Source organism: Bacillus sp. FSL W7-1582 (genome assembly GCF_038593325.1).
In the GTDB taxonomy this organism is placed as follows: Bacteria; Bacillota; Bacilli; order Bacillales; family Bacillaceae; genus Bacillus; species Bacillus altitudinis.
This window is the reverse complement of record NZ_CP151987.1, coordinates 3,148,653-3,170,697: the sequence shown is the minus strand read 5'-3', so window position 1 is coordinate 3,170,697 and position 22,045 is coordinate 3,148,653. Positions and strand designations below refer to the sequence as shown.

General features: G+C 40.1%; 18 protein-coding genes and 1 other annotated feature. Of the genes, 8 read left to right on the top strand and 10 right to left on the bottom strand.

The window, feature by feature from the left end; genetic code table 11:
* Positions 1-375 precede the first annotated feature (375 nt).
* The 3 genes from ftsE (at position 376) to NSQ11_RS16390 (ending at position 3,322) form a co-directional block, all read left to right on the top strand.
* The gene (gene ftsE, locus NSQ11_RS16400; RefSeq protein ID WP_008348229.1) at positions 376-1,062 is read left to right on the top strand and encodes a cell division ATP-binding protein FtsE; all 687 of its coding nucleotides are present in this window, start codon (positions 376-378) and stop codon (positions 1,060-1,062) included.
* Positions 1,055-1,945, top strand: a complete 891-nt coding sequence (ftsX, locus tag NSQ11_RS16395; RefSeq protein ID WP_024719915.1) for a permease-like cell division protein FtsX — start codon at positions 1,055-1,057, stop codon at positions 1,943-1,945. The genes ftsE and ftsX overlap by 8 nt, the downstream gene beginning before the upstream one ends.
* Positions 1,946-2,059: 114 nt before the next feature.
* The gene (locus NSQ11_RS16390; protein ID WP_046344577.1) at positions 2,060-3,322 is read left to right on the top strand and encodes a M23 family metallopeptidase; all 1,263 of its coding nucleotides are present in this window, start codon (positions 2,060-2,062) and stop codon (positions 3,320-3,322) included.
* 48 nt (positions 3,323-3,370) lie between these two features.
* Here the strand turns inward: NSQ11_RS16390 and NSQ11_RS16385 are convergent, their stop codons facing one another.
* Positions 3,371-4,111 (bottom strand): sulfite exporter TauE/SafE family protein, encoded by a 741-nt coding sequence (locus NSQ11_RS16385; RefSeq protein WP_008348223.1) that lies wholly within the window; start codon positions 4,109-4,111, stop codon positions 3,371-3,373.
* Positions 4,112-4,264: 153 nt separating this feature from the next.
* On the opposite strand from NSQ11_RS16385, the gene NSQ11_RS16380 reads away from it, so the two are divergent.
* The 3 genes from NSQ11_RS16380 (at position 4,265) to NSQ11_RS16370 (ending at position 7,668) form a co-directional block, all read left to right on the top strand.
* Entirely contained in the window at positions 4,265-5,713 is a 1,449-nt protein-coding gene (locus tag NSQ11_RS16380; protein WP_072367409.1) for a S41 family peptidase, read from the top strand.
* 344 nt (positions 5,714-6,057) lie between these two features.
* Positions 6,058-6,411: a swarming motility protein SwrAA gene (locus tag NSQ11_RS16375; RefSeq protein WP_007500014.1), complete on the top strand. Its 354-nt coding sequence runs from the start codon at positions 6,058-6,060 to the stop codon at positions 6,409-6,411.
* A gap of 84 nt (positions 6,412-6,495) precedes the next feature.
* A complete protein-coding gene (locus tag NSQ11_RS16370) occupies positions 6,496-7,668 on the top strand; it encodes a PDZ domain-containing protein (protein ID WP_080964925.1) in 1,173 nt (390 codons plus the stop codon).
* An 8-nt stretch (positions 7,669-7,676) separates the two neighbouring features.
* Here NSQ11_RS16370 and NSQ11_RS16365 read toward each other — a convergent pair whose 3' ends face one another.
* Positions 7,677-8,042: a winged helix-turn-helix transcriptional regulator gene (locus NSQ11_RS16365; RefSeq protein WP_017357877.1), complete on the bottom strand. Its 366-nt coding sequence runs from the start codon at positions 8,040-8,042 to the stop codon at positions 7,677-7,679.
* Between the two features lie 220 nt (positions 8,043-8,262).
* Here NSQ11_RS16365 and NSQ11_RS16360 point away from each other — a divergent pair, with 220 nt between their 5' ends.
* A complete protein-coding gene (locus NSQ11_RS16360) occupies positions 8,263-8,937 on the top strand; it encodes an NAD(P)H-dependent oxidoreductase (RefSeq protein ID WP_045033987.1) in 675 nt (224 codons plus the stop codon).
* A gap of 91 nt (positions 8,938-9,028) precedes the next feature.
* Positions 9,029-9,253: a binding site (T-box leader), on the top strand.
* 75 nt (positions 9,254-9,328) lie between these two features.
* Positions 9,329-10,678 carry an amino acid permease gene (locus NSQ11_RS16355; protein WP_008348215.1) on the top strand — a complete coding sequence of 450 codons (1,350 nt, stop codon included), beginning with the start codon at positions 9,329-9,331 and terminating at the stop codon, positions 10,676-10,678.
* 48 nt (positions 10,679-10,726) lie between these two features.
* Here NSQ11_RS16355 and NSQ11_RS16350 read toward each other — a convergent pair whose 3' ends face one another.
* The 8 genes from NSQ11_RS16350 to NSQ11_RS16315 form a co-directional block, all read right to left on the bottom strand.
* A complete protein-coding gene (locus NSQ11_RS16350) occupies positions 10,727-11,719 on the bottom strand; it encodes a glycosyltransferase family 2 protein (protein ID WP_272754769.1) in 993 nt (330 codons plus the stop codon).
* 31 nt (positions 11,720-11,750) lie between these two features.
* Positions 11,751-13,874 (bottom strand): glycosyltransferase family 39 protein, encoded by a 2,124-nt coding sequence (locus NSQ11_RS16345; protein ID WP_272754770.1) that lies wholly within the window; start codon positions 13,872-13,874, stop codon positions 11,751-11,753.
* 150 nt (positions 13,875-14,024) lie between these two features.
* A complete protein-coding gene (locus tag NSQ11_RS16340) occupies positions 14,025-15,443 on the bottom strand; it encodes an ATP-binding protein (protein ID WP_272754771.1) in 1,419 nt (472 codons plus the stop codon).
* Positions 15,440-16,126: a response regulator transcription factor gene (locus NSQ11_RS16335; RefSeq protein WP_024719907.1), complete on the bottom strand. Its 687-nt coding sequence runs from the start codon at positions 16,124-16,126 to the stop codon at positions 15,440-15,442. Before NSQ11_RS16335 ends, NSQ11_RS16340 begins: the two co-directional genes overlap by 4 nt.
* On the bottom strand, positions 16,123-17,106 hold the full coding sequence (locus tag NSQ11_RS16330) for a YncE family protein (protein WP_057079000.1): 984 nt from the start codon (positions 17,104-17,106) through the stop codon (positions 16,123-16,125). The genes NSQ11_RS16335 and NSQ11_RS16330 overlap by 4 nt, the downstream gene beginning before the upstream one ends.
* Positions 17,107-17,374: 268 nt before the next feature.
* A complete protein-coding gene (locus tag NSQ11_RS16325) occupies positions 17,375-18,709 on the bottom strand; it encodes an MFS transporter (RefSeq protein WP_268390702.1) in 1,335 nt (444 codons plus the stop codon).
* A gap of 40 nt (positions 18,710-18,749) precedes the next feature.
* Positions 18,750-19,322, bottom strand: a complete 573-nt coding sequence (locus NSQ11_RS16320) for a TetR/AcrR family transcriptional regulator (RefSeq protein WP_025208046.1) — start codon at positions 19,320-19,322, stop codon at positions 18,750-18,752.
* 90 nt (positions 19,323-19,412) lie between these two features.
* Positions 19,413-21,938 (bottom strand): PEP/pyruvate-binding domain-containing protein, encoded by a 2,526-nt coding sequence (locus tag NSQ11_RS16315; RefSeq protein WP_342501163.1) that lies wholly within the window; start codon positions 21,936-21,938, stop codon positions 19,413-19,415.
* Between the last annotated feature and the right edge of the window lie 107 nt (positions 21,939-22,045).

Below are 22,045 nucleotides of genomic sequence, written 5' to 3'. Positions count from 1 at the left end.
GTCTAATCGACAAGGTTTTTTTATTTTCTATTTGTAGAAAAAGACTTTTGGATAGTATGAAAACGTATTATATTAAATTTTATTTAAAAAATAAGGGTAAAAAGACATGTTTTTCGGTTTTGGTTGCTCTATTTACCTTTTATTTATAAGTTTTGAAATATAAATGTAATACCATTGCGTCGATTCATGACGTATAATTGGAGTTGTTGAAATTTAGACGATTCAATTTTTTCATCTTTTTGGATGAAAAGGACATAAATTGCTTGTGCGTATCGAAGGGTATGTGCGTGACCATACATAACGTTTTTTGACGAGAAGTGTCAGAACATCATGATAAGCTGTTTGACAGCGAATAAGAAAAGATTAGGTGATTACATGATTGAAATGAAGGAAGTCTATAAGATCTATCCTAATGGTGTAAAGGCGATCAATGGAATCAATGTCTCTATCCATCCAGGAGAGTTTGTGTATGTTGTTGGTCCCAGTGGCGCTGGTAAATCCACGTTCATTAAAATGATGTATCGTGAAGAGAAACCAACAAAAGGGAAAATCTTAATTAATAACAAAGATTTAGGCTCGATGAAGGAAAAAGAAATTCCTTATGTGAGAAGAGAAATTGGCGTAGTATTCCAAGATTTCAAACTGCTTCCAAGTCTTACGGTCTTTGAGAACGTGGCATTTGCTCTTGAAGTCATTGGTGAACAGCCAAGTATTATTAAGAAAAAAGTGCTTGAAGTACTTGATTTGGTGCAATTAAAGCACAAAGCTCGTCAATTTCCAGATCAGCTTTCCGGCGGTGAACAGCAGCGTGTATCGATCGCTCGTTCGATCGTCAATCATCCTGAGGTTGTCATTGCAGACGAACCGACAGGAAACCTTGATCCAGATACTTCATGGGAAATCATGAAGACACTCGAAGAGATTAATAACCGCGGAACAACAGTCGTCATGGCGACACACAACAAAGAGATTGTAAACAGCATGAAGAAACGCGTCATCGCAATCGAAGATGGAATGATTGTGCGTGACGAAGCAAGAGGGGAGTACGGAATTTATGATTAAAACTCTCTCGCGGCATTTACGTGAGAGCTTCCGTTCACTTGGAAGAAACACGTGGATGACATTTGCATCAATTAGTGCGGTCACTGTCACATTGATTTTAGTTGGGGTTTTTCTTGTCATTATGCTCAACTTGAATAACATGGCATCGAACGCTGAGAAAGAAGTAGAAGTAAAAGTTCTCATCGATTTAACTGCGAATCAAAAGCAGCAGGATGAATTAAAAGCAGAAATTGAGAAGATTCCTGAAATCAGTGATGTGAAATATTCATCCAAGGATGATGAACTAAAAGCACTGATTAAAAGCTTTGGTGAAAATGGACAATCTATGGGATTGGTTGATCAAGAAAATCCATTGAATGATGCGTTTATTGTGAAAACAACAGATCCCCACGATACACCAAAAGTAGCGAAGAAATTAGAAAACCTAAAAGGGACGTATAAAGTCACTTATGGAAAAGAAGAGGTCAGCCGACTCTTTAATGTTGTCGGAGTGGCGCGTAATGTCGGCATCGCACTTATTATTGGGCTTTTATTTACAGCGATGTTCTTGATTTCCAATACGATCAAAATTACGATTTTTGCTAGACGTAAAGAAATTGAGATTATGAAACTAGTAGGTGCAACGAACTGGTTTATCCGCTGGCCGTTCTTCATCGAAGGATTACTACTTGGTGTATTTGGCTCGATTATACCAATCGCTGTATTGCTTGGCACGTATCAATATGCTGTCGGCTGGGTGGCACCAAGGGTACAAGGTTCATTTATTTCAATGCTTCCATACAATCCGTTTGTCTATCAAGTATCACTGATCCTTCTATTGATCGGTGCCATTATCGGTGTGTGGGGAAGTTTAACGTCCATCCGTAAATTCTTGAAAGTATAAATCTATTTATATTGATGGCAGCACTCGAAGATTCTATAGAAGATGTGACCGGTTGATCCAATTCATCCGGTCGACTCTTCATGCAGGCAGTTGTCATGGGAGGGGAATATCGTTTTGAAAAGAAAGCTGATGATGGCTGGAATGGCAGCGTTTATTGGAACAACGTGGCTATACATTCCAGGGAACGAAAATCGTGCATTCGCATACGAAGACCTAGATCAAAAACGTCAACAAATTGAAGAGAAAACATCGAAGACTGAATCAACCTTGAAGAAAAAGAAATCAGAACTGGCAAAGCTTGAAAAGAAAGAATCAAAGCTCAAGCAAGAAATTGAAAAAATTGACCAAAAAGTAAGTGCCGCAACTGAAAAAGTCGCTGAAAAAGAAAAAGAGGTCAAACAGACGAAACAAGAGATCAAAAAACTAAAAAAAGAGATTGAAGTCATCAACGAGCGAATTGAAAAGAGAAAAGCGATTTTCAAAGATCGAATTCGTTCTATGCAAAAAAGTGGCGGTACAATCAACTATTTAGATGTGCTGCTAGGTGCTCGTAGCTTTAGTGATTTTGTCAGTCGTGTGGGAGCTGTTACAACCATCGTCGAAGCAGATAAAGACATGATTACAGAACACGAAAATGATTTGGAGCTAGTAGAGCAAAAAGAAGCAGAGCTAAATAAACAGCTAAGTGGACTTGAAACATCTTTGAAAGAGCTTGAAACGTTGAAAAAGGACCTATCTAAACAGCAAAAAGAAAAAGGAAAAGTCCTTGGTCATGTAACGGAAGAAAAAGAACATGCACATGATGAACTAGGAAAGCTTGAAAATGAACAAGAAATTTTAGCGAATCAAAAAGCGGCGGTAAAGTCTGAAGAGGCACGCCGTCAAAAAGAAGAAGCGAAGAAAGCAGAACAAGCAGCTGCTGAAAAAAATGCACCTGCACCAAGTGGAGGATCTGATCAAGTGTCAGATACACCAACAAGTAGCTCAGGTTTCATTAAACCAGCTGCAGGCCGTTTCTCATCAGGCTTTGGCGGACGTTCTGGCGGACAGCATTACGGATTAGATATCGCTGCAAAAGGCACTGTATCTGTCGTTGCAGCCGCATCTGGAACAGTCACGAACTCAAGCTACTCGTCGAGTTATGGGAACGTGGTGTTCATTACACATAACATCAATGGCCAAACGTATCAAACGGTATACGCTCATCTTTCAACAAGAAGTGTGTCAACAGGTCAAAGAGTCGAGCAAGGTCAATTCCTTGGATATATGGGCAACACAGGTCAGTCTTATGGCCAGCATCTTCATTTTGAAATTCATAAAGGATTATGGAATGGCGCGAAATCAAATGCAGTCAATCCAGCGCAATATATCCGCTGACAAAAAGCCGATAACAGCATGTTATCGGCTTTTTTCATGTAGATGAAATTAAAATAACAGCAGTAATCCGGCAATAATAGGTGTTAAAAGCACAGCGGATTTTAATAACAGTTTTGGCGCAAGGCGTGTAAATTTTGCCCCAATAAAAGCCCCTAATACGGTACCGATTAAGATCTGAACGAGCAGGATAAAGTCAACATAGCCTTCTGAAATATAACCAATTCCACCGCCAATAGAGATTGGAATAATCACTAGCATCGTTGTGCCAACAGCTTGTCTAATAGACAGCTTCAGCAAAATCAAAAGCCCCACTTGAATAAATGGTGCTGATCCGATACCGAACATCCCTGAAAGCATCCCTGATACAAGGCCTAATATAATGCCCCTGATCAGCAATTGGCGTGAAGAAAGCGGCTGCTGTTCAGCATCTTCTTTTAGGACAAACAATTTGATCATCATAAAAACAGCAGATAAAAAGAGCATACCAGCTGTTAAATAGTGCAGGCTATCCTCTGGAATAAAAGGAGCCACTTTTGCTCCGGCAAATGAAGCAATACAAGCTAGTGCACCGACAATCAAACCTGATTTGAGCTGGATATTTCCTTCTCGGTAGTGGCTGTATGCACCAGATAAAGTCGTAAATGCCATAGCAGCTAAAGATGTTCCAAGTGCAGTATGGATTGGTACATCAAAGATTAACGTCAGCAATGCGATGACAAAGCCAGCCCCGCCAGCTCCTACAAACCCTAGTAAAATTCCTAATAAAAGCATTGTCAATATAATATACATAGCGAAGACTCCTTCTCGATCGTAACAAAATAAAAATTACACCTAATGAAATGATTAGTCAAGCCTCCTTAGGAGAATGTCTTTACATGAAATCCCTTCTTCTGGCATATAATAACTCAGGTCATCAGGAAGAGTTGAAGAAGGAGGCCAAATATGAAAAAACAAATCGCATCCATCATGGCAAGTGTCATTCTCATCATCAGTGCAGGGGTTGTGACGCATAAAGAGGCGACTCAGGCGGAGTCACCGAAAGCGGCTGCTGCAGTGGCTGGACAAGCTCAATCAAGTGATCGAGCGAAGGAAAACGGAATGGAGAAAATTGAGAAAGCCTATGACCTCATTTCGAATGAATATGTAGAGGAAGTGGATCGTCAAAAGCTGCTTGAAGGTGCCATTCAAGGAATGCTTTCAACCTTAAATGATCCGTATTCAGTATACATGGACAAGCAAACCGCAAAGCAATTTTCGGATTCACTTGATTCCTCATTTGAAGGAATTGGGGCAGAAGTTGGAATGGATGAAGGAAAGATTATCATTGTCTCTGCCTTTAAAAAATCCCCTGCGGCAAAGGCGGGTCTGAAACCGAAAGATGAAATCATCAGCATTGACGGTGAGTCGATGAAAGAAAAAAGCCTAAACGATGCTGTACTGAAAATAAGAGGAAAAAAAGGAACGTCTGTCGCCTTGAAAATCAGACGAAATGGAATTGAAAAAGAGCTAACATTCCATATCAAACGAGAAGAAATCCCGCTTGAAACCGTAACGGCTTCAATGAAAGAGGTCAATGGTCATAAAACAGGCTATATTGCGATCTCTAGCTTCTCTGAAGATACGGCGAAGGATTTCACGGCAAGCTTGAATAAGCTCGAGAAAAAGGGCATGGAAGGCCTTGTGCTGGACGTGAGAGGAAATCCTGGCGGCTATCTACAAAGTGTGGAAGACATTTTAAAACATTTTATCACAAAGGATCAGCCATATATTCAAATTGCAGAACGGAATGGCGATCGAAAACGATATTTTTCAAAACGAAAAGAACAAAAACCATACCCAATCAATGTCTTAATTGATAAAGGAAGTGCATCTGCTTCTGAAATTCTGGCTGGTGCCATGAAAGAAGCAGGGAAGTATGAAGTGGTAGGTGACGTTTCCTTTGGTAAAGGGACTGTGCAGCAGGCGGTACCAATGGGAGATGGAAGTAACATTAAATTAACGCTGTATAAGTGGCTGACACCGAAAGGGAATTGGATTCACAAAAAAGGCGTTGTGCCGACCATTGCGATTCATCAACCAGATTACTTCACCGTTGGCCCGCTCCAGCTGAAAGAACCGCTTCAGCTTGATATGAACAATGAAGAAGTCAGACAAGCACAGACATTGTTAAAAGGGTTATCATTTGACCCTGGCAGAGTAGATGGATATTTTGACGAAGAAACGAAAAAGGCTGTACTCGCATTTCAAAGCACATACAATCTCGAAAAATCAGGTGTGATTGATTTAAAGACAGCGAAAATGATGAACAAGATGGTAGATGAAGTGAAATCTTATGAAAAGAATGATCTTCAGCTGCAAACTGCACTAAAAGCACTATATCTCAAAAAATAAAGAGGCGAATAAATGCCTCTTTTTTTTGGTTCATAAGTGTTACGAACATGTAATAATTTATTCTTAAAAATATATTATATCGAGAAATATATTCATTTATTTTACAAAAAACATAACATTCCTTCGAATTTACCCGATAACATATTTATATAAGAGACTTTCTGTTGATTTAAACATGTCATGAAAATGAAACTTTTGAAAGTTGTATGTTACATAAATAATTCTTACAATAAAAAGTAGCACTCATTTTAAATATTTTATTTTTTGCGGATATTCAGCTTAAGCATTGAGCTGTACCGAGGTTTGCGCTTTTCTTAAAAGAACTAGTAAATGGGGGTACACAATTGAAAAGGGCAAGTATTGTGAGAGAGAAAAAATATTACGAGTTGGTAGAGGAGCTTAAGAGTCGTACGAAAGATGTGACGTTTTCGGCTACAAAGGCATTAAGTCTACTCATGCTGTTAAGCAGGTACTTGGTCAATTACACAACGGTAGAATCAGTCGACGAGATCGATGAAGACTGTGCTGAGATATACTTCAATTATTTAATGGATAATCATAAGAGACTTGGTATAAACTTAACCGACATCAAGAGGTCCATGCAGCTTCTCGGCGGCATACTAGATGTAGATGTGAATCACTATTTAAAAGATTTTTCACTGTCGAATGTCACACTTTGGATGAATCAGGAGAAATAAACCTGATGTCAAGCATCGATTTATTTGATAGAATAAGAGAAAATGCTTGACTTGGGCGGTGAAACGATAATGAGCTCGGAGTGGATGGGAGCCGGATTAAAAGCGGTCGGTCTGTTTTTAATCCATCCTCTTTTTTATTTTATGATATTAATCAGCCTATTATATGGCTACATCCGCGTAAAGCGGGAGAGAAAAGCGTTTCAAACAAGAATAGAAGATGTTTACGATGAACTGAAATTTACATATTCAAAGGGATGGGTTCCAGGAATTTGTCTATCGATCATATCTGTAGGCTTAGGGATTTCCCTTCCGCCTGGATTCATCGTGCTGATTGCAGCGATGACCATCGTTTTCTCTTTATTCTTTAAGGCGAGTGCGCTTTCGTCTGCATACACACTCGGTTTCAGTTTTATTGCGGCATTTGGACTGATGTCTGTTCAAGTGAGCCATTCTTGGCTGCCGCAGCTTTCAATGATGAATGCATCAGCCGTTGTGATCCTGTTAGGGCTACTGTTAATGACCGAAGGCATCTTAGCCTATCGAACGGCGCATTTACGTACATCGCCTGCAATGGTGATGAGTGCGAGAGGACTTTTGATCGGCCAGCAGCGAGCGAACCGTCTGTGGCTTCTACCACTTGTTTTGCTGATGCCGGCAGGTGAATGGACTTCTTCTCTGCCATGGTGGCCTGTGCTTCAAGTGCACGATCAAAGCTTTTCATTTATTGTGATCCCGTACATCATCGGCTTTGGCCAGCGTATTCAAGGATCGCTGCCAATTGTGAGTATTCAAATTACGTCACGCCGAATAATGATGCTCGGTCTAGTTGTTGCTGTAGTAGGTGCGGCAAGTATTTGGTTTGAGCCGATTGCGTGGGGAGCTGTTGTTCTAGCGATTGCAGGAAGAGCCTTTTTATCATGGAAGCAGAGGGCGAATGACAACGCTGCACCATTCTTTTTCTCTAAGCGGAATCAAGGGCTTATGGTGCTTGGTATCATTCCGAATACCCCTGCGGCTGATTTAAAGCTTGAGATCGGAGAAATGATTACAAAGGTCAATGGAATTGAGATCAAAACCGTTTCAGAATTTTATGAAGCACTACAAACCAACCGTGCTCTGACAAAGCTTGAGATCATTGGTCTCAATGGTCAGACAAGGTTTGAGAAACGCGCCTCTTACGAAGGGGAGCATCACCAGCTTGGTATCCTGTTTGTGAAGGACGATCCTCAGCAAGAGCCAACGGCGATTTCATCTTAAAAAAGCTGCTAGAGATGGCAGCTTTTTTCTTTTGGGCGCGTTTCTCTTCCATAGGATTCGCCCCATTCACGCATGGCAAAGATAATGGGCTTTAACGTATTTCCAAGAGAAGTCAGTGAATACTCGACACGAGGAGGAACTTCCTCATAGACTTCACGGTGAACAATCCCGTCTTGTTCAAGTTCTCGTAATTGCAACGTCAGGACACGCTGCGAAATTCTTGGCAGAAGCCGGCGTATTTCGTTGTAACGCTTTGGACCGCAAGTCAAATGATAAAGGATGACGCCTTTCCATTTTCCTCCGATGACATTTGTAGTGATAGACACGGGACAGCCATGATTCACAATACTGACTGGATTGGATGGTGCACTCATCTCAACATTCCTTTCTTAAACGAAAATGGTCATAAACGAACATGTTTGTACCTAACGAACAAAAATGTGCGTACTTGAATCAATGGAAGCTTTTCTTTTACCATAGAGATAGACATCACACATTCGGGTTGTTTGTTTTCCTATCATAACAATTTCTATTAGGGAATGGAAAGAAATTGGATTGTGGGAACACACCTGTTCATTAGAAAGGATGAATAACATGCGAGACAAAGAGCTATTAAAAAAAGAAATCATTGAGGCGTATGAATTCCGTCATGCGACAAAAGAGTTTGACCCAGCGAAAAAGATTCCAGAGGATGATTTTGCATTTATTTTAGAAACAGGAAGACTTTCTCCAAGCTCTGTAGGGTTTGAGCCTTGGAAGTTCCTCGTTGTTCAAAATGAAGCATTCAGAGAAAAATTAAAAGAGTATACATGGGGGGCGCAAAAGCAGCTTCCAACTGCCAGCCATTTTGTGATCATCTTGGCAAGAACAGATGCCCGCTATGATTCAGCATATGCAGAATACATCAACAAGCAAATCAAAGGAATGACAGACGAAACGTTTGAAATGGTCAAGGGGCGCTACAGAGAATTCCAAGAGAACGATCTTCATCTACTAGAAAATGACCGTACATTATTTGATTGGGCTTCAAAACAAACGTATATTGCCTTAGGTAACATGATGACAGCTGCGGCACAGATCGGCATTGATTCATGCCCAGTTGAAGGATTTAGCTACGATCACATCCATCGTATCTTAGAAGAAGAAGGGTTACTGGAGGATGGTCAATACGACATCTCTGTCATGGCAGCCTTTGGTTATCGTGTCACTGAGCCAAAACGCGGCAAAACACGTCGCCCGATGGATGAAGTAGCTGTTTGGATTCGTTAATCGCTGTTTGTCTGAAAAAGGCTGTTGACAATTGCGTGGTTAGTCAGTATATTTAAAAAATAAAATCTTTGACGAATATACAAATTTGACTATAAACGCTTTGACTTGAGAATAGTAAATGAACATCCGTTTTCTAAGAGAGCTGCGGGTCGGTGCAACGCAGTAAAACGAATCATTGAACTCGCTCAAAGAGCGGTAAGACTGAATGAATAGTAAGTCTTTACGTGTGACCTCCGTTATCGGGTTTTAAGTTGGATTCAGCCATGGCTGAATCAATAAGAGTGGTAACGCGGTTGCAAGGTCAGTCGTCTCTTCCGGGAGATGGCTGGCCTTTTTATATGCTTTTATCTCATATTTGTCTGAAGATTCAAATTTAAAGGAGCTATAGAAAATGGAAAAGGAACATGTGCAGTTAAAACGAACAATGACATCAAGGCATATTATGATGCTTGCGCTTGGCGGTGCCATCGGTGCTGGTCTGTTTAAAGGAAGTAGTTCTGCCATTGATATTGCGGGTCCTGCTGTCATTTTGGCATACATGATTGGTGGTCTTATTTTATTATTTATTATGCAAGGACTTGCCGAAATGACCGTTGCACGACCTGGAGCAAGAACATTCCGTGACTTGATTGAACCTGTGTTAGGAAAGTATCCGGCCTATTTCTTAGACTGGATCTATTGGAAGATGTGGGTGCTGAACATTGCAGCAGAAGCGATTGTGTCGGCCATCTTTATTCAGTACTGGTTCCCACAAGTACCAATCTGGATGCTTGTGTTAATCATTTCACTTGTGGTCACAATCATTAATGTTTGCTCAGTCAAAATGTTTGCTGAAACGGAGTATTGGTTAGCTTCTATTAAAATTGCTGTCATCATCTTATTTATTATCATTGGATTTACCATGCTATTTGTCTCATTCGGACAGCATGCAGCACCTGGACTGTCTAACTTAACGGATCACGGTGGATTTTTCCCAAATGGTACTGGCGGATTAATTGCAGCAATGCTGGTTGTCGTGTATTCATATGGTGGGACGGAGATGATTGGGGTCACGTTAGCAGAAACAAAAAACCCTGAAAAAGTCATCCCAAAGGCCATTCAAAGTACGTTTGTACGCATCATCGGTTTTTATGTACTGCCGTTCTTTATCATTGTCAGCTTAATCCCTTGGAATCAAGTAAACAATGAGCAAGTAAGTCCATTTGTGACAGTGTTTGCAACAATCGGAGTACCGTATGCTAGTGACATCATGAATGGTATTATCTTACTAGCGATTTTGTCTTCTATGAACTCTGGATTGTATGCTTCATCACGGGTGCTTTATACACAGGCAATGGATGGCCGTGTATGGAAAGGATTCTCCAAGCTGTCAAAACAGCAGGTACCTGTTCGAGCCATCCTTGTATGTACATCTACCTTGTATGCAGCTGTATTGATTTCTCTTTTTGTAGGAAGTCAAACGTTTAATTACTTAATGGGTTCTTTAAGTTACACAGTTCTATTCATCTGGTTTATCATTGCCGTCGGTCATTTGAAATCTCGAAGCGTCGCACAGCCAGGCGGATATCGCGTGAAACTGTATCCTTTCACAACGTGGTTTTCCGTTATTGCGATCATGGCCATTTTTGTCGGCGTTGTATTCAATACACCAATTGTTCAAACGCTGGTCACCATGGGCATTTATTTAATCATTACACTTTCTTTCTTTATTAACAGAAAACGGTTTGAAACAGCCGTCTAATTTATTAAAAAGCGTGCAGGACCTTCTGAAGGGTCTCGCACGCTTTTTTTAATGCTGTTTATATTGCTTGAAGTGGACAGGGGATTGAACGGGATGTGGCTTTGCCTGAAGGCCATAGCTCTCCCTGACGATATAAAGCGGCCGGTCCTTGGCTTCATCGTAGATTCGGCCGATATACTCCCCGATCATGCCTAACATAAAGAGGATGATCCCACTAAAGAATAGCTGAATGACAATTAATGAACTCCAGCCGGTGATGGTGCTGTTAGTAAAAAGCTTTAAATATAAAACTAGAAACATCGAAATGAAGCCAATAGCTGAAAGGGCAATACCTGCTACGCTGGCTAGCTTTAAAGGTTTGTAAGAAAAAGATGTGATCCCATCCATCGAGAGCTTGAGCATTTTTTTGAGAGGGTACTTTGTTTCTCCTGCCAACCGCTCATCCCGAACATATTCTACCGAAATCTGTTTGAAGCCAACCCAGCTCACTAATCCCCGGACAAATGGGTTTTTCTCGCGTATTTTTTTCATTTCATGACACACTTTACGATCCATCAATCTAAAGTCGCCGGTGTCAATAGGAATATCTACTTCAGTGATTTGACGTAGCACTCGGTAGAAAAGGGAAGCCGTGTACTTTTTGAAAGCTGTTTCGCCTTTTCGTTGCGTGCGGACCGCGTATACGACCTCATAGCCTTCCTTCCATTTTTCAATCATGTCTAAAATCAATTCAGGTGGATCTTGTAAATCCGCATCAATCACTACGACAGCTTCTCCCTTTGCATAATCCATTCCCGCTGTAATGGCAATTTGATGCCCAAAGTTACGAGAAAAATCAATAAGTCTCACATGCGGATCAGTCTGGCAGTACCCTTTAATCAGTTCAGCTGTTCGATCCATACTGCCGTCATTGACGAAGAGAAGCTCATATGCTTCTCCCGTCGAATCCATGACGGTCTTGAGGCGCTGATACGATTCATGGATCACAAGTTCTTCATTATACACTGGGACTACAACAGAGTATTGTATGTTCTTTTCCATCAGTCATCGTTCCTCCCTTTTAATAGATGAATTAATCAACGGATAGTTCATAAAGAGTACCGCTCTCCATTCCGCCCATTCGTCCATTTGACTGATCATTTTGTTTTGATTGTTGGCTGTCAGAGCTGTCTGTTTGCTGGTTCGTTTTGGATGTAGAGCTGTTCTGCCATTTAGAAGTAGATACTTCTTTGCCATTTTTTTGAATCCAAGTGAGAATGTCAGAGCTACCGCCTCTCATACCAGAAAGATAGAAGTATTTGATTTTGCCGTCTTTAACGAGCTGTTTGAATTCATTAAGCGTGAGAATGTTATCAGATCCACTAAATCCACCTAATGCCATAACAGCTTTTCCTGTTTTAATAATGTAAGGCGAAGCAGTGGTTGCATCTGTTGTCCCGAATAGGAATTCTTCTCCCGTATTGTTTTTCTCCAGAAAGCTGATCAGCTTTTCATTGACTTGTGAACTCATGCTGCCACTTGAAGTTGCAAGCTGAGGACCAGCCTCTGGCAGCATACTGTTTCCTCCGTAAAGAAGAGGTGTGCTTGCCCAGTATAGGGGTGCGATCAGCATCCCAAGGATGGCAATGAGAGACATGAATTGTTTTAGTTTTTCTTTCCCTTTTATCAAGAGCAGAGAAAGGATCGTTCCAACACCAATGATACCGACTGCGATGCTTAGTCCAAGTCCAATCGTGCTTGTAAAAGTGGATAGGATAAAGATTTCAAATGCGGTTGTGACGAATATCGCAATTGGAAGCAACCATTTTTTAAAGCCAGTTCCTGTTTGGAACAATTTAGTCATAGAAACCCATCCTGCTCCTGCTAATACAGCAATTGGAGGTGCCAGCATGATTAAATAATAGTGATGGAAGAATCCTGCGACACTGAAAAATGCAGCAACAGGTATAAGCCAAGCTAGCCAAAATAGTGTTTCTTTTTGTTTTGTATTGAGACGTCTTCTTTCAAAGGCTGTCGAGAAGAAGATACCAATCGCACCGAAGAGCGCAAATGGAAGCAGCCAGCTGATTTGATCGGACAGTTCAGATTGGAACAGACGTAATGGCCCTTTTGTTCCTGTTCCAAACATGCCAGAACCACTTCCCATTTTTCCGCCCCCACCACTTGGCGGTCCATCACCATTACCGCCTGATGGCATATCAGGTGGTGTTGTGCCGTTTGCATTGATTGGTGGTCCTTGCATTGAAGGCTGTTCCTGACTGGATGATTGGTTTGAATTGTCTGAGTTGTTTTGAGTTCCATTCGATGGCGGCTGAGGCATGGTGGATGAATTATTGTTATTTTGCTGATCACCCTGCTGTGAAGGTGGCTGTCCCTCACCCTGATTTGTGCCGCCTCCTCCGCCAGACTGTTGACCAGTTAACCGCTGCAGACCATTGTAACCAAAGGCTAATTCTAGTGCTGAGTTCGATTGACTTGATCCCATATAAGGACGATTGTCTTTGGAAGTGAGATCAACCGCTATAGACCATGAAGCAGATACACCTAAAAGAACAATCATTGAAATCATCAGCGATAACAACTTTTTCTTCCATGTCGTTCGATAGGCAATGATGTAAAACAGGACGAGAGCCGGTACAATCATATACGCTTGTAGCATTTTTGTATTAAAACCGACACCGATCATTGCAAAAGAAGCAATCGCCCAAAGCACTTTCTGCTGTTTCACAGCCTTGAACATCATGGCTGTTGCGAGTAAAAGAATAAAGACGAGTAAGCTGTCAATGTTATTTGTACGAGATACAGCAACTGCGATTGGTGTACACGCCATAATGAGCGCTGACACTCTTGCAGCAGCCAGGCCAAATGTAGGTTTGACTAGGCGGTAGATTAAATAAACAGATCCAATGCCAGCTAAAGCTTGGGGTAAGATCACACTCCAGCCATGCAAGCCAAAAATTTTGGCACTGATCGTTTGCAGCCAGAAGGCGAGCGGTGGTTTATCCACCGTGACATAACCTGAGGGATCGAACGAAGCAAAGAAGAAATTATGCCAGCTTTGCATCATACTTGTGACCGCCGCTGTATAATAAGCGTTCACCGTATCGTCGTTCCAAATGTTATAAATGTTTAAAATGGCAGATAAAATCAATATGAAAAATAAATAAAGATCAAATTTCTGAAAGCGTCTAATCAAAAGCTTGTCACTCCTTTTTCTTAACTTGAAAAAAGTGTAACAAGCAAATATGAATAAATTGTTAATAAAAAAAGGCCAATTCTTTATTTTTCTGTTGAATAAAAACAGCTCTAGAAAAGAGCTGTTTTGTTTAAAAGATGTCATCTTATTTTATGAGGAGACAGGCGGAGTTTCAGTGGTCTCTGCACTTGGTAATTGTATAATAGCGGACGTACCTAAGCCTTGTTCAGATTGAAGAACGAACGTGCCACGATGTTTTTTTATAATTTGATAAACAATGGCTAGTCCAAGACCAGAGCCGCCATCTTTTCTTGTGCGGGCTTTATTCACTCGATAAAAACGCTCAGAGACATGAGGGAGATCTCCTTTTGGAATTCCGCTGCCTTTATCTGTAATTCTCAATTCAGCAGTTTGTTGGTGAACGAATAATTCAATCGAAATCGATTTTCCTGAAGGCGTGTAATGGATGGCATTGTCCAATAAATTACGAACGACTTGCTCAAGTCGATCGCTATCACCATAAATAATACAATCCTCTTCGAGTTCTCGGATGAACGAGATTTTCTTTTGACTAGCAATGAATGTCATTTGATCAAGAACATCATGAATAAGCTGCGCAAAGACGATCGGCTCCATCGTTAGTGGGTAAGATTCCCCCTCTAACTGTGCGAGATCAAGAAGGTCATGTACGAGCCGGCTTAATCGTGTGGATTCGTCTTGAATAATCTGCATGCCTTTCTTTTGATCAATAATGCCTTCTTCAATTCCTTCAGCATAGCCTTTCATATAACTTAAAGGCGTTCTCAGTTCGTGGGAGACATTAGCAAGGAACTCTCTGCGATGCTGTTCAACTTTTTCTAACGTAGAGGACAGTTTATTAAAGGAACGGCTCAGCTGATTTAACTCATCCCCTTTTTTGGTCACAGCCATGCGTTTTGAAAAATCACCAGATTCCATTTCCATTGCAATTTCTTTCATTTGATTGATCGTCCTTACGACTTTATTAGAACTTTTATATCCAATAAAGAAAATCAAAAGCAGGATAATTAAAATAGAGATGCCAAGCGTTAATCGAATTTGAACAAACGGTTCATATACATCAGATAAAGGCATAGAGAGGAAAATGGTTCCTGATAAATCATTTTTGTTTGAGAACACAGGGATGGCAATCCCGAGAATATCTTGATGAAACTGGGGGTGTTCTCTAATTAACACAACTGTTTCCCCCTGAAGAAGTTTTTGGCGTTCTTTAAACGTAATGAGGTTATCGTTTGTATTCGTATCAAAAGGAATACCGCTTGAAAGCTCCATAGGATCATCAGTAAAAATAACACTTGCCTGACTTGAGTCATTTGCCCACTTCATTCTGTCAGTAAAATATGTGTCTTTCCCGTGTTTGTGATAGATTTCTGCCAGCTTCTTTCCTTGTAAACTTAAAGAGTCAATCTGTTTATCTATATATAAGTGCTGGTATAAGTAATAAGTCAGGGCAAGAGCTGAGGCAGCAACGATGCCTATAACGGAAAGGGTTAAGAAAAGCACTTTCCTTTTAATAGATAATGGCTTCATTTGTCCTCCTCAAACTTATAGCCGACACCCCAAACGGTCTTAATATACCGTTCCGCTTCCTTTAATTTCAGTCTTAGTGTTTTAATATGTGTATCGACTGTTCTTAAAGAGCCACTAGGTGAGTGTGATTCCCACAATTTTTGATAGAGCTGTTCACGGGAAAAGACTTGGCCTTGATTGAGCAGAAGAAACATAAGTAAATCAAATTCTCTTCTTGTTAAATTGATGGGCTTTTGCTTGAGATAGACTTGTCTGCCGTCTTGATCGATCTCCAAGTCACCAATCATGATTCGACTGCGCTTTAAAGAAAGACCTCTAATTCGTCTTAATGTCGTTTCAATTCTAGCTGCAAGCTCACGTAGACTAAAAGGCTTCATGATGTAGTCGTCTGCGCCAATTTCCAGCCCCTTAATGCGATCTTCTTCATAACTTCTAGCTGTTAAAAATAAAATGGGGATTTGGGAGGTTTGCCTGATGCGCTGGCAGACTTCGAATCCATCCATATCTGGCATCATAATATCCAATACAACAAGGTCAATGGCCTCTTTTTCAAGCTGATGTAAGGCGCCCGTGCCATTATTTGCAGTTATCACGTGAAAGCCTTGTCTCTGCAAAAAGGATCCGATTAACTCAAGCATATCTAATTCATCATCTACTATTAAAATATTCATCTGTTCTTTCATTTCTTTTCCTCCAACATGATAGCATAAGGTCCTGCTGGGATGTTCAGTCGGTTCTTCAACATAAATGTATGTTTGTCGATGACGGATACTGAATTGTCATCTAAGTTACTGACATATATAGATGAGGAATCAGCAGTGATATAATTCGGATTTTGACCGGTCTCAACAGAGGAAAGCAGTTTGTTTTTCTCGGTATTTACTTTATATAGTGTGTGGTCTCCATGACATAATACATATAAAGTAGAAGAGTTTTTTTCTGAAAAAAATGCGACTGGCATAACACCTAGTTTGATTTCTCGCTGTTTTTTACCTGTTTTAGGGTCGTAAGCAAAAATGCTCTTATTTAATGTGCCCGGTTTACCGTGCCCTCCAACCCAAATGGAATGCCCATCAAAATGAATGCCAGATGGCCGTTCTAGGACGGAAATCGTTCGTATCTTTTTTTTCTTTTCAATATCAATGACTGAAACAGAATGACTTTTTGCATTTAAAACAAACAACGTTCCTGAAGAAGACAACGCCATAGAAGAGGGGAATGTCCCGGTCTTCACAGTTGCTTTTATTTTCTTGTGCACTGTATCGATAAAATAAACGACATTTTTCTCTGAATCGGTCACAAGTAAAGTGTTGGTATCCGCATCATACGCAAGTGAAGTCAGACCTTTATTCATATCCATATAGTCCGCTGCTGTTCCTTTTTTTAAATTGATTTCTATAAGAGATTGTCCTTCCTTACTTGATGCAATGATCACGTCTTTGTTGATGTGAACAAGATCAGTGAGAGGATGTTTTAAATCAACGGAAGAGACAATTTTATTTTTTTGTAAATCAACGATTGAAAAGGAGGCTTTTTTTAGTTGAGAAATGACAGCAATTGATTGAGAGCTGCCAGGGGGCGTAAATTGCTGGTCTTTTCCGCAGCCTGCTAGGAAAAATAGTAGAGCTGACAAGCATATTAAAAAATATTTCACTCGTTTCATCCTTCTGCTCCTTTGGTGCTCTATTTTCAAAAAGCATAACACAAAAATTGTGAAAAAAAATCGAAGTTATGAATGCTGGAAGATATGAAAAGAAGTTTTTAGGTGGGGAAGTAGAGGTAAATGAAAGCTGAAATTTCTTTTTCGTTTATTCATATGACATTTTTTCATGAGTAAAAGATCATTTTCACAGTTTGATCATTGTATTCATAATCGGTTACAGTAACAAATAATCATAGCTCCCCCGCCCTAAATAGAGCGAAGGGAGTCGTTAAGCAGAGTGTTCAGATGAATGAGAAGTGGATTTCGTTTTTAGACGATGAGAGAGGAGGAAACCAAGAATACCTGCGCCCATTAATACGATAAATAAAGATTGAAAACCACTTAATATACCAATTAAAGTAGATGAAATGATACTTCCGAAATATCTAAAGGTAGAAAAAATCCCAGATGCAGAGCCGGATAAACTCTGATCAACAGATGTTAAAGAAGCCATCTGCATGCTAGTCATGCCAATACCTGATGAGATCCCCCCAGCGACTAATGTGATGATAAGGAGTGGTAAATTTGGGTAGCTGCTTAGTGTGATCAGCATAACACCTGATAAAGTAAGACAGAGAAATGAAAATCGAATCATTTTTTTGGCACCTTTTATTGGATGGAGCTTTGCCCCGAGTAATCCACTAATCGACATACAGAGTGAAAAGATCGAAAGGAAAATCCCGCTTTGTGTATGAGAAAGCGCAAGTTTTTGCTCCATAAACAGCGGCATAATGAGAAGAATCGCGTACATCACAAAATTACTAAGCATGATAGAAAGGTTAGCGTTCGTAAAGGTACTGTTTTTAAATAATGTCAAATCAATGATGGGATTTGTAACTTTCCGTACGTGTTTGAAAAATAAAGGAATGGAAATGACCGCTAGAACGCCATAGATCATGTATTCGTTTAATACTTGGCTTTTAGTAAACAAAATGAGTGTGGCGATCCCGATTGTTAAGTATAACGAACCGATGATATCTACATTGGCTTGTAAACGTGTATGTTTCATCTTCGGAATCATAAAAACGCCTGTCACAAGTGTGAGAATCAAAAATGGTATATTCACTAGGAAAATGGAATGCCAGTCAAAGCTCTGAATGAGAATAGAGCCGATAAAAGGTCCAAGTGCGGCACCAATTCCCGCTCCAAAACCGAAAAAACCCATAGTTTTAGAAAGCTTTTCATGTGATACTGTTGCACGAATTAAAGCAATGCTGTTCGGCGTTAATATAGCTCCGCCTGCCGCTTGAATTGATCGGAAGCTAATAAGAAAAGCAAGATTAGGTGCGAAAGCACATCCAATGGAGCCAATCAAAAAGAGTATCACACCAGCTAAATACATGCTGCGGTGGCCGTATATATCTCCCAGCTTACCCGCAATAGGTTGAGTGACTGCCATGACAATTAGATAAATCGTGACCACCCAAGTAATGTTTGATATGGATTGATCGTAATAAGTTGATATAGATGATAGAGCGACTGCGATCATGGTTGAATTGACTGGAACTAAAATAGCTCCAAGCAGCAAAGAATAAATGATCAAGTTCTCTTTTTTAAGATTCAATGTGTTTACCACCTTTGTAAAAAAGAAGAATTTCACCCAATTAAGTGGGGGAAATTCCTCTCATGAAAATGTGTGTGCATGTCTCAATAAAGTCTTCTTTTTTTGTTAAAACAAGCTGAATGTCTTGCTCTAGCTGTTGAATGAAAAAGCCAAAATACGTGCTAATAAATATATCTGCATAGATGTCTTCTTTTCCTTCTAATACACGATGCTGAGCGCCCATTTTTTTGAAATAATGAATCAGCATGTCTCTCAATTCTTGAGGATAAATTTTTTCATGGTCTGTTAAATCTTTAAACATAGCGGGTTCTCTCATGCTGATATAGATAAATTCTTTTTTTGAAGTCAAATCTTCAAGGAAATAGCTACCGAGAAATTTTAAATCGGTGTATAAATCGTCTTTAAATTCTGCTTCAAGGGTTTTGGTCGGTGTTGATTTCATTTTCATAATGGCAGCAATCACGCCGCGTTTGTTTTTAAAGTTACGAAAAATTGTCGCTTCACTTACATTCGCTTTTGTAGCAATTTCTTTTGTCGTTGTTTTTTGATAGCCCTTTTCAGACAATAATTCCATTGTTGCGCGAATGATCCGTTGATTTGTTGATTTTAACAAGCATACTCACCTCAGGTTATGAATGTGTTTGCAACAAAGTAAGTATACCGATAAAATCTGTGACCGCCAATATGATCCAAACAGTGACGACTATGCCCGTGAATGCTGATTTAATAACTGGATACGCCCATTGGCTCCATCTACTGTCACGAGGTCGCCAGATTTTAGTTTTTCAGTTGCGATCCGTGTGCCTAAGACAGCCGGTATCATATATTCTCTAGCGATAATAGCGGAATGGGACAAAATACCGCCAGAATCGGTGATGACTGCTTTGGCGTCTCTAAATAAGCTGGTCCATAAAGGTGTCGTTGTTTTACAAACTAAAATGTCATCTTTTTCAAATTGTGAAAATTCATCAGCAGATGTAATGACTCTGACTCTTCCAGAAGTAATGCCGCTAGATGCACCAATTCCATAGATTGCATCGTCTGTGTTGTTTTCATTTTCCCTTAGCGAACCGAGCATTCTTTCTACTTGCTGCAATTCAGCTTCAGAAGGCGTTCCTGTATAAGCTGGTGGTTGGATGGATTCATTTTCCTTCATTTCAATTTTTCTTTGCTGAATGATCGAATCGTATGTGGTCGAAGTTGTGAGCGCATTGAGTACTTCATCATCGTAAAGATACCAAAGGTCTTCTTGATGAGGGATCGCTCCTTTTTGAACAAGAAGTTCACCAATTTTTAAGAGATAGAGTCTCGCTTTTGCATCTAACATGGCATCAATGTAAAAGTGATGATCATCTCGAATATTGGCTGCATGGAGTGCAAAATGATAAAGTTCCTCAAATTTTGTTTTAAACGCTTCATCTGTCACTTGACTGATAAACTGTTCATACGTTTCTTGCCTTTTGATCACGGCTTGTGCAAATTCTTCATCAAAATCAGATTGATACCGAATGTTGTTTCTAATGATGTCCAAGACAAATTCAGGATTTTCCACCCATGTTTCCTCTGTGAAATCATGGCTTTTAACAGACCGCCAACCATAGACTTGGAGAAAAGCTTCTACGTCGGAAATGAAGTTTTTTCCTTTATCTGTGTGATTGAGGGCAAATAATAGTTCAGCATTCGTTGAATGATCTTTAAATGCCTGAAGAAGCTCGGAATCTTGAAGAACGTCTTTTGCCAAGTGAGATAGTTTTTGATCTGTTTCAAGAGACTTGTTCATCACACCTATCATCATTTCATGCAGCAGAACGACTTGTGTTTGATCCCCAGTATATGTGACAAGCATGTCTTCAATGATCGCTGATAGAATGACTTGAGGTATGACAATATCAAAATGGTCGTCATATGCTCTTAGATAAATTTCTTTTAATTCTTGAAAACCATTAATGGCTTCATCAATTGTTAGCGGTTGAGTGATTTGCCGATCAAGTTTTTCGTATAATGGGAACAAGTCTTGCTCTAAAATGTGATACATTCTTTCGCTTAAACGAGGAAACAGTTCGAATAGACTCTCGTCAAAAACTGGTTCAGCTGACGCTTCTGGCATAGACGGTGAAGAATACAAATGGCCTCTATAAAGCTTGATATCTTTAATATTAAGGTCTGGTACTTGATACTTCTCTCCGTTTTTCTTCATCCCGTTTTTTAAAGCAGGTATGATCAAACTTGAAAAAAGAGGACTTGTTGGTCCAGGCATATGATCGTCCATTGAGATCCAGAAGTCTTGCAGCTCTTCAGGTTTCATTTGAAAGGCTGCACCTGAGGAGCCATTTGCTGTATTGGAAAAAGAAGCAGTAATCGGTCTTGCTTGAAGTAAATAAAAAGTACCATCTGACATGCCGAATTCGATATCTACTCCATGTCCATACAGTTCTTCTACTTGTTTTGTCATTTTCGTGATTTGGATCAATTGATCATCTCGAAGACAAAATTGGCCAGCCATCTCCTCACCTACGGGTTGTTCAACGACGCCCTCTTGACAGGGGACAATTTGCACTTCTTTTGTTCCTAGTGATTTTTTAATAGAGTACGTTTCTTTGTTTACAATAAATGTATCTGGTGTCACAAGGCCGGAGACGATGGCTTCTCCTAGTCCATAGCTTGCAGTCATCATGACTTCGTTTGTTTTTCCTGATACAGGATTCTCACTAAAGATGACACCAGAGATGTCAGAATGGATCAATCCTTGTACAACAACAGCCATGAGCGGCATCTCTTCCTCGTTCTCAATCATTTCTTCCTTATATTCTGCGACTCTTGCTGCGAAGTAAGACGACCAACATTCTTTGACGGCTTGCAAGAATTCTTCATTTGTTTTGATATTTAAATAGGTCTCGTATTGACCTGCAAAGGAGGCGCCTTCGAGATCTTCCGCAACAGAAGAGGATCGCACTGCAACGGATGGATATGTTTTCAACAATGATTGAAAGGATGAAAGTAATTCTGTCTCCATTTGTGAAGGAAACGAAGCTTCTGTGATTTTTCGGGCAAGGTTTTGATCAGTTGGATGGAAATTGTGATATGAAAGAAAGCTTGCAAAGCTGTTCGTTTTAATAATAAATCCATCTGGAACTGGCAGTCCGTGATTGTTTAATTTAATTAAATTCACGCCTTTTGCCCCTGCGAGTGATGCGGATTCTTCAGCCGCATGAAATAATACTGAATACATGGGAATGCCCCCTTATCCAAATAGCCAATGGTTTCATTTGTCTCTTTTTGTTTTTTTGAATGATAGTGCGCACTATCATTTTCATCATAGAATTTATTGGATGTAAC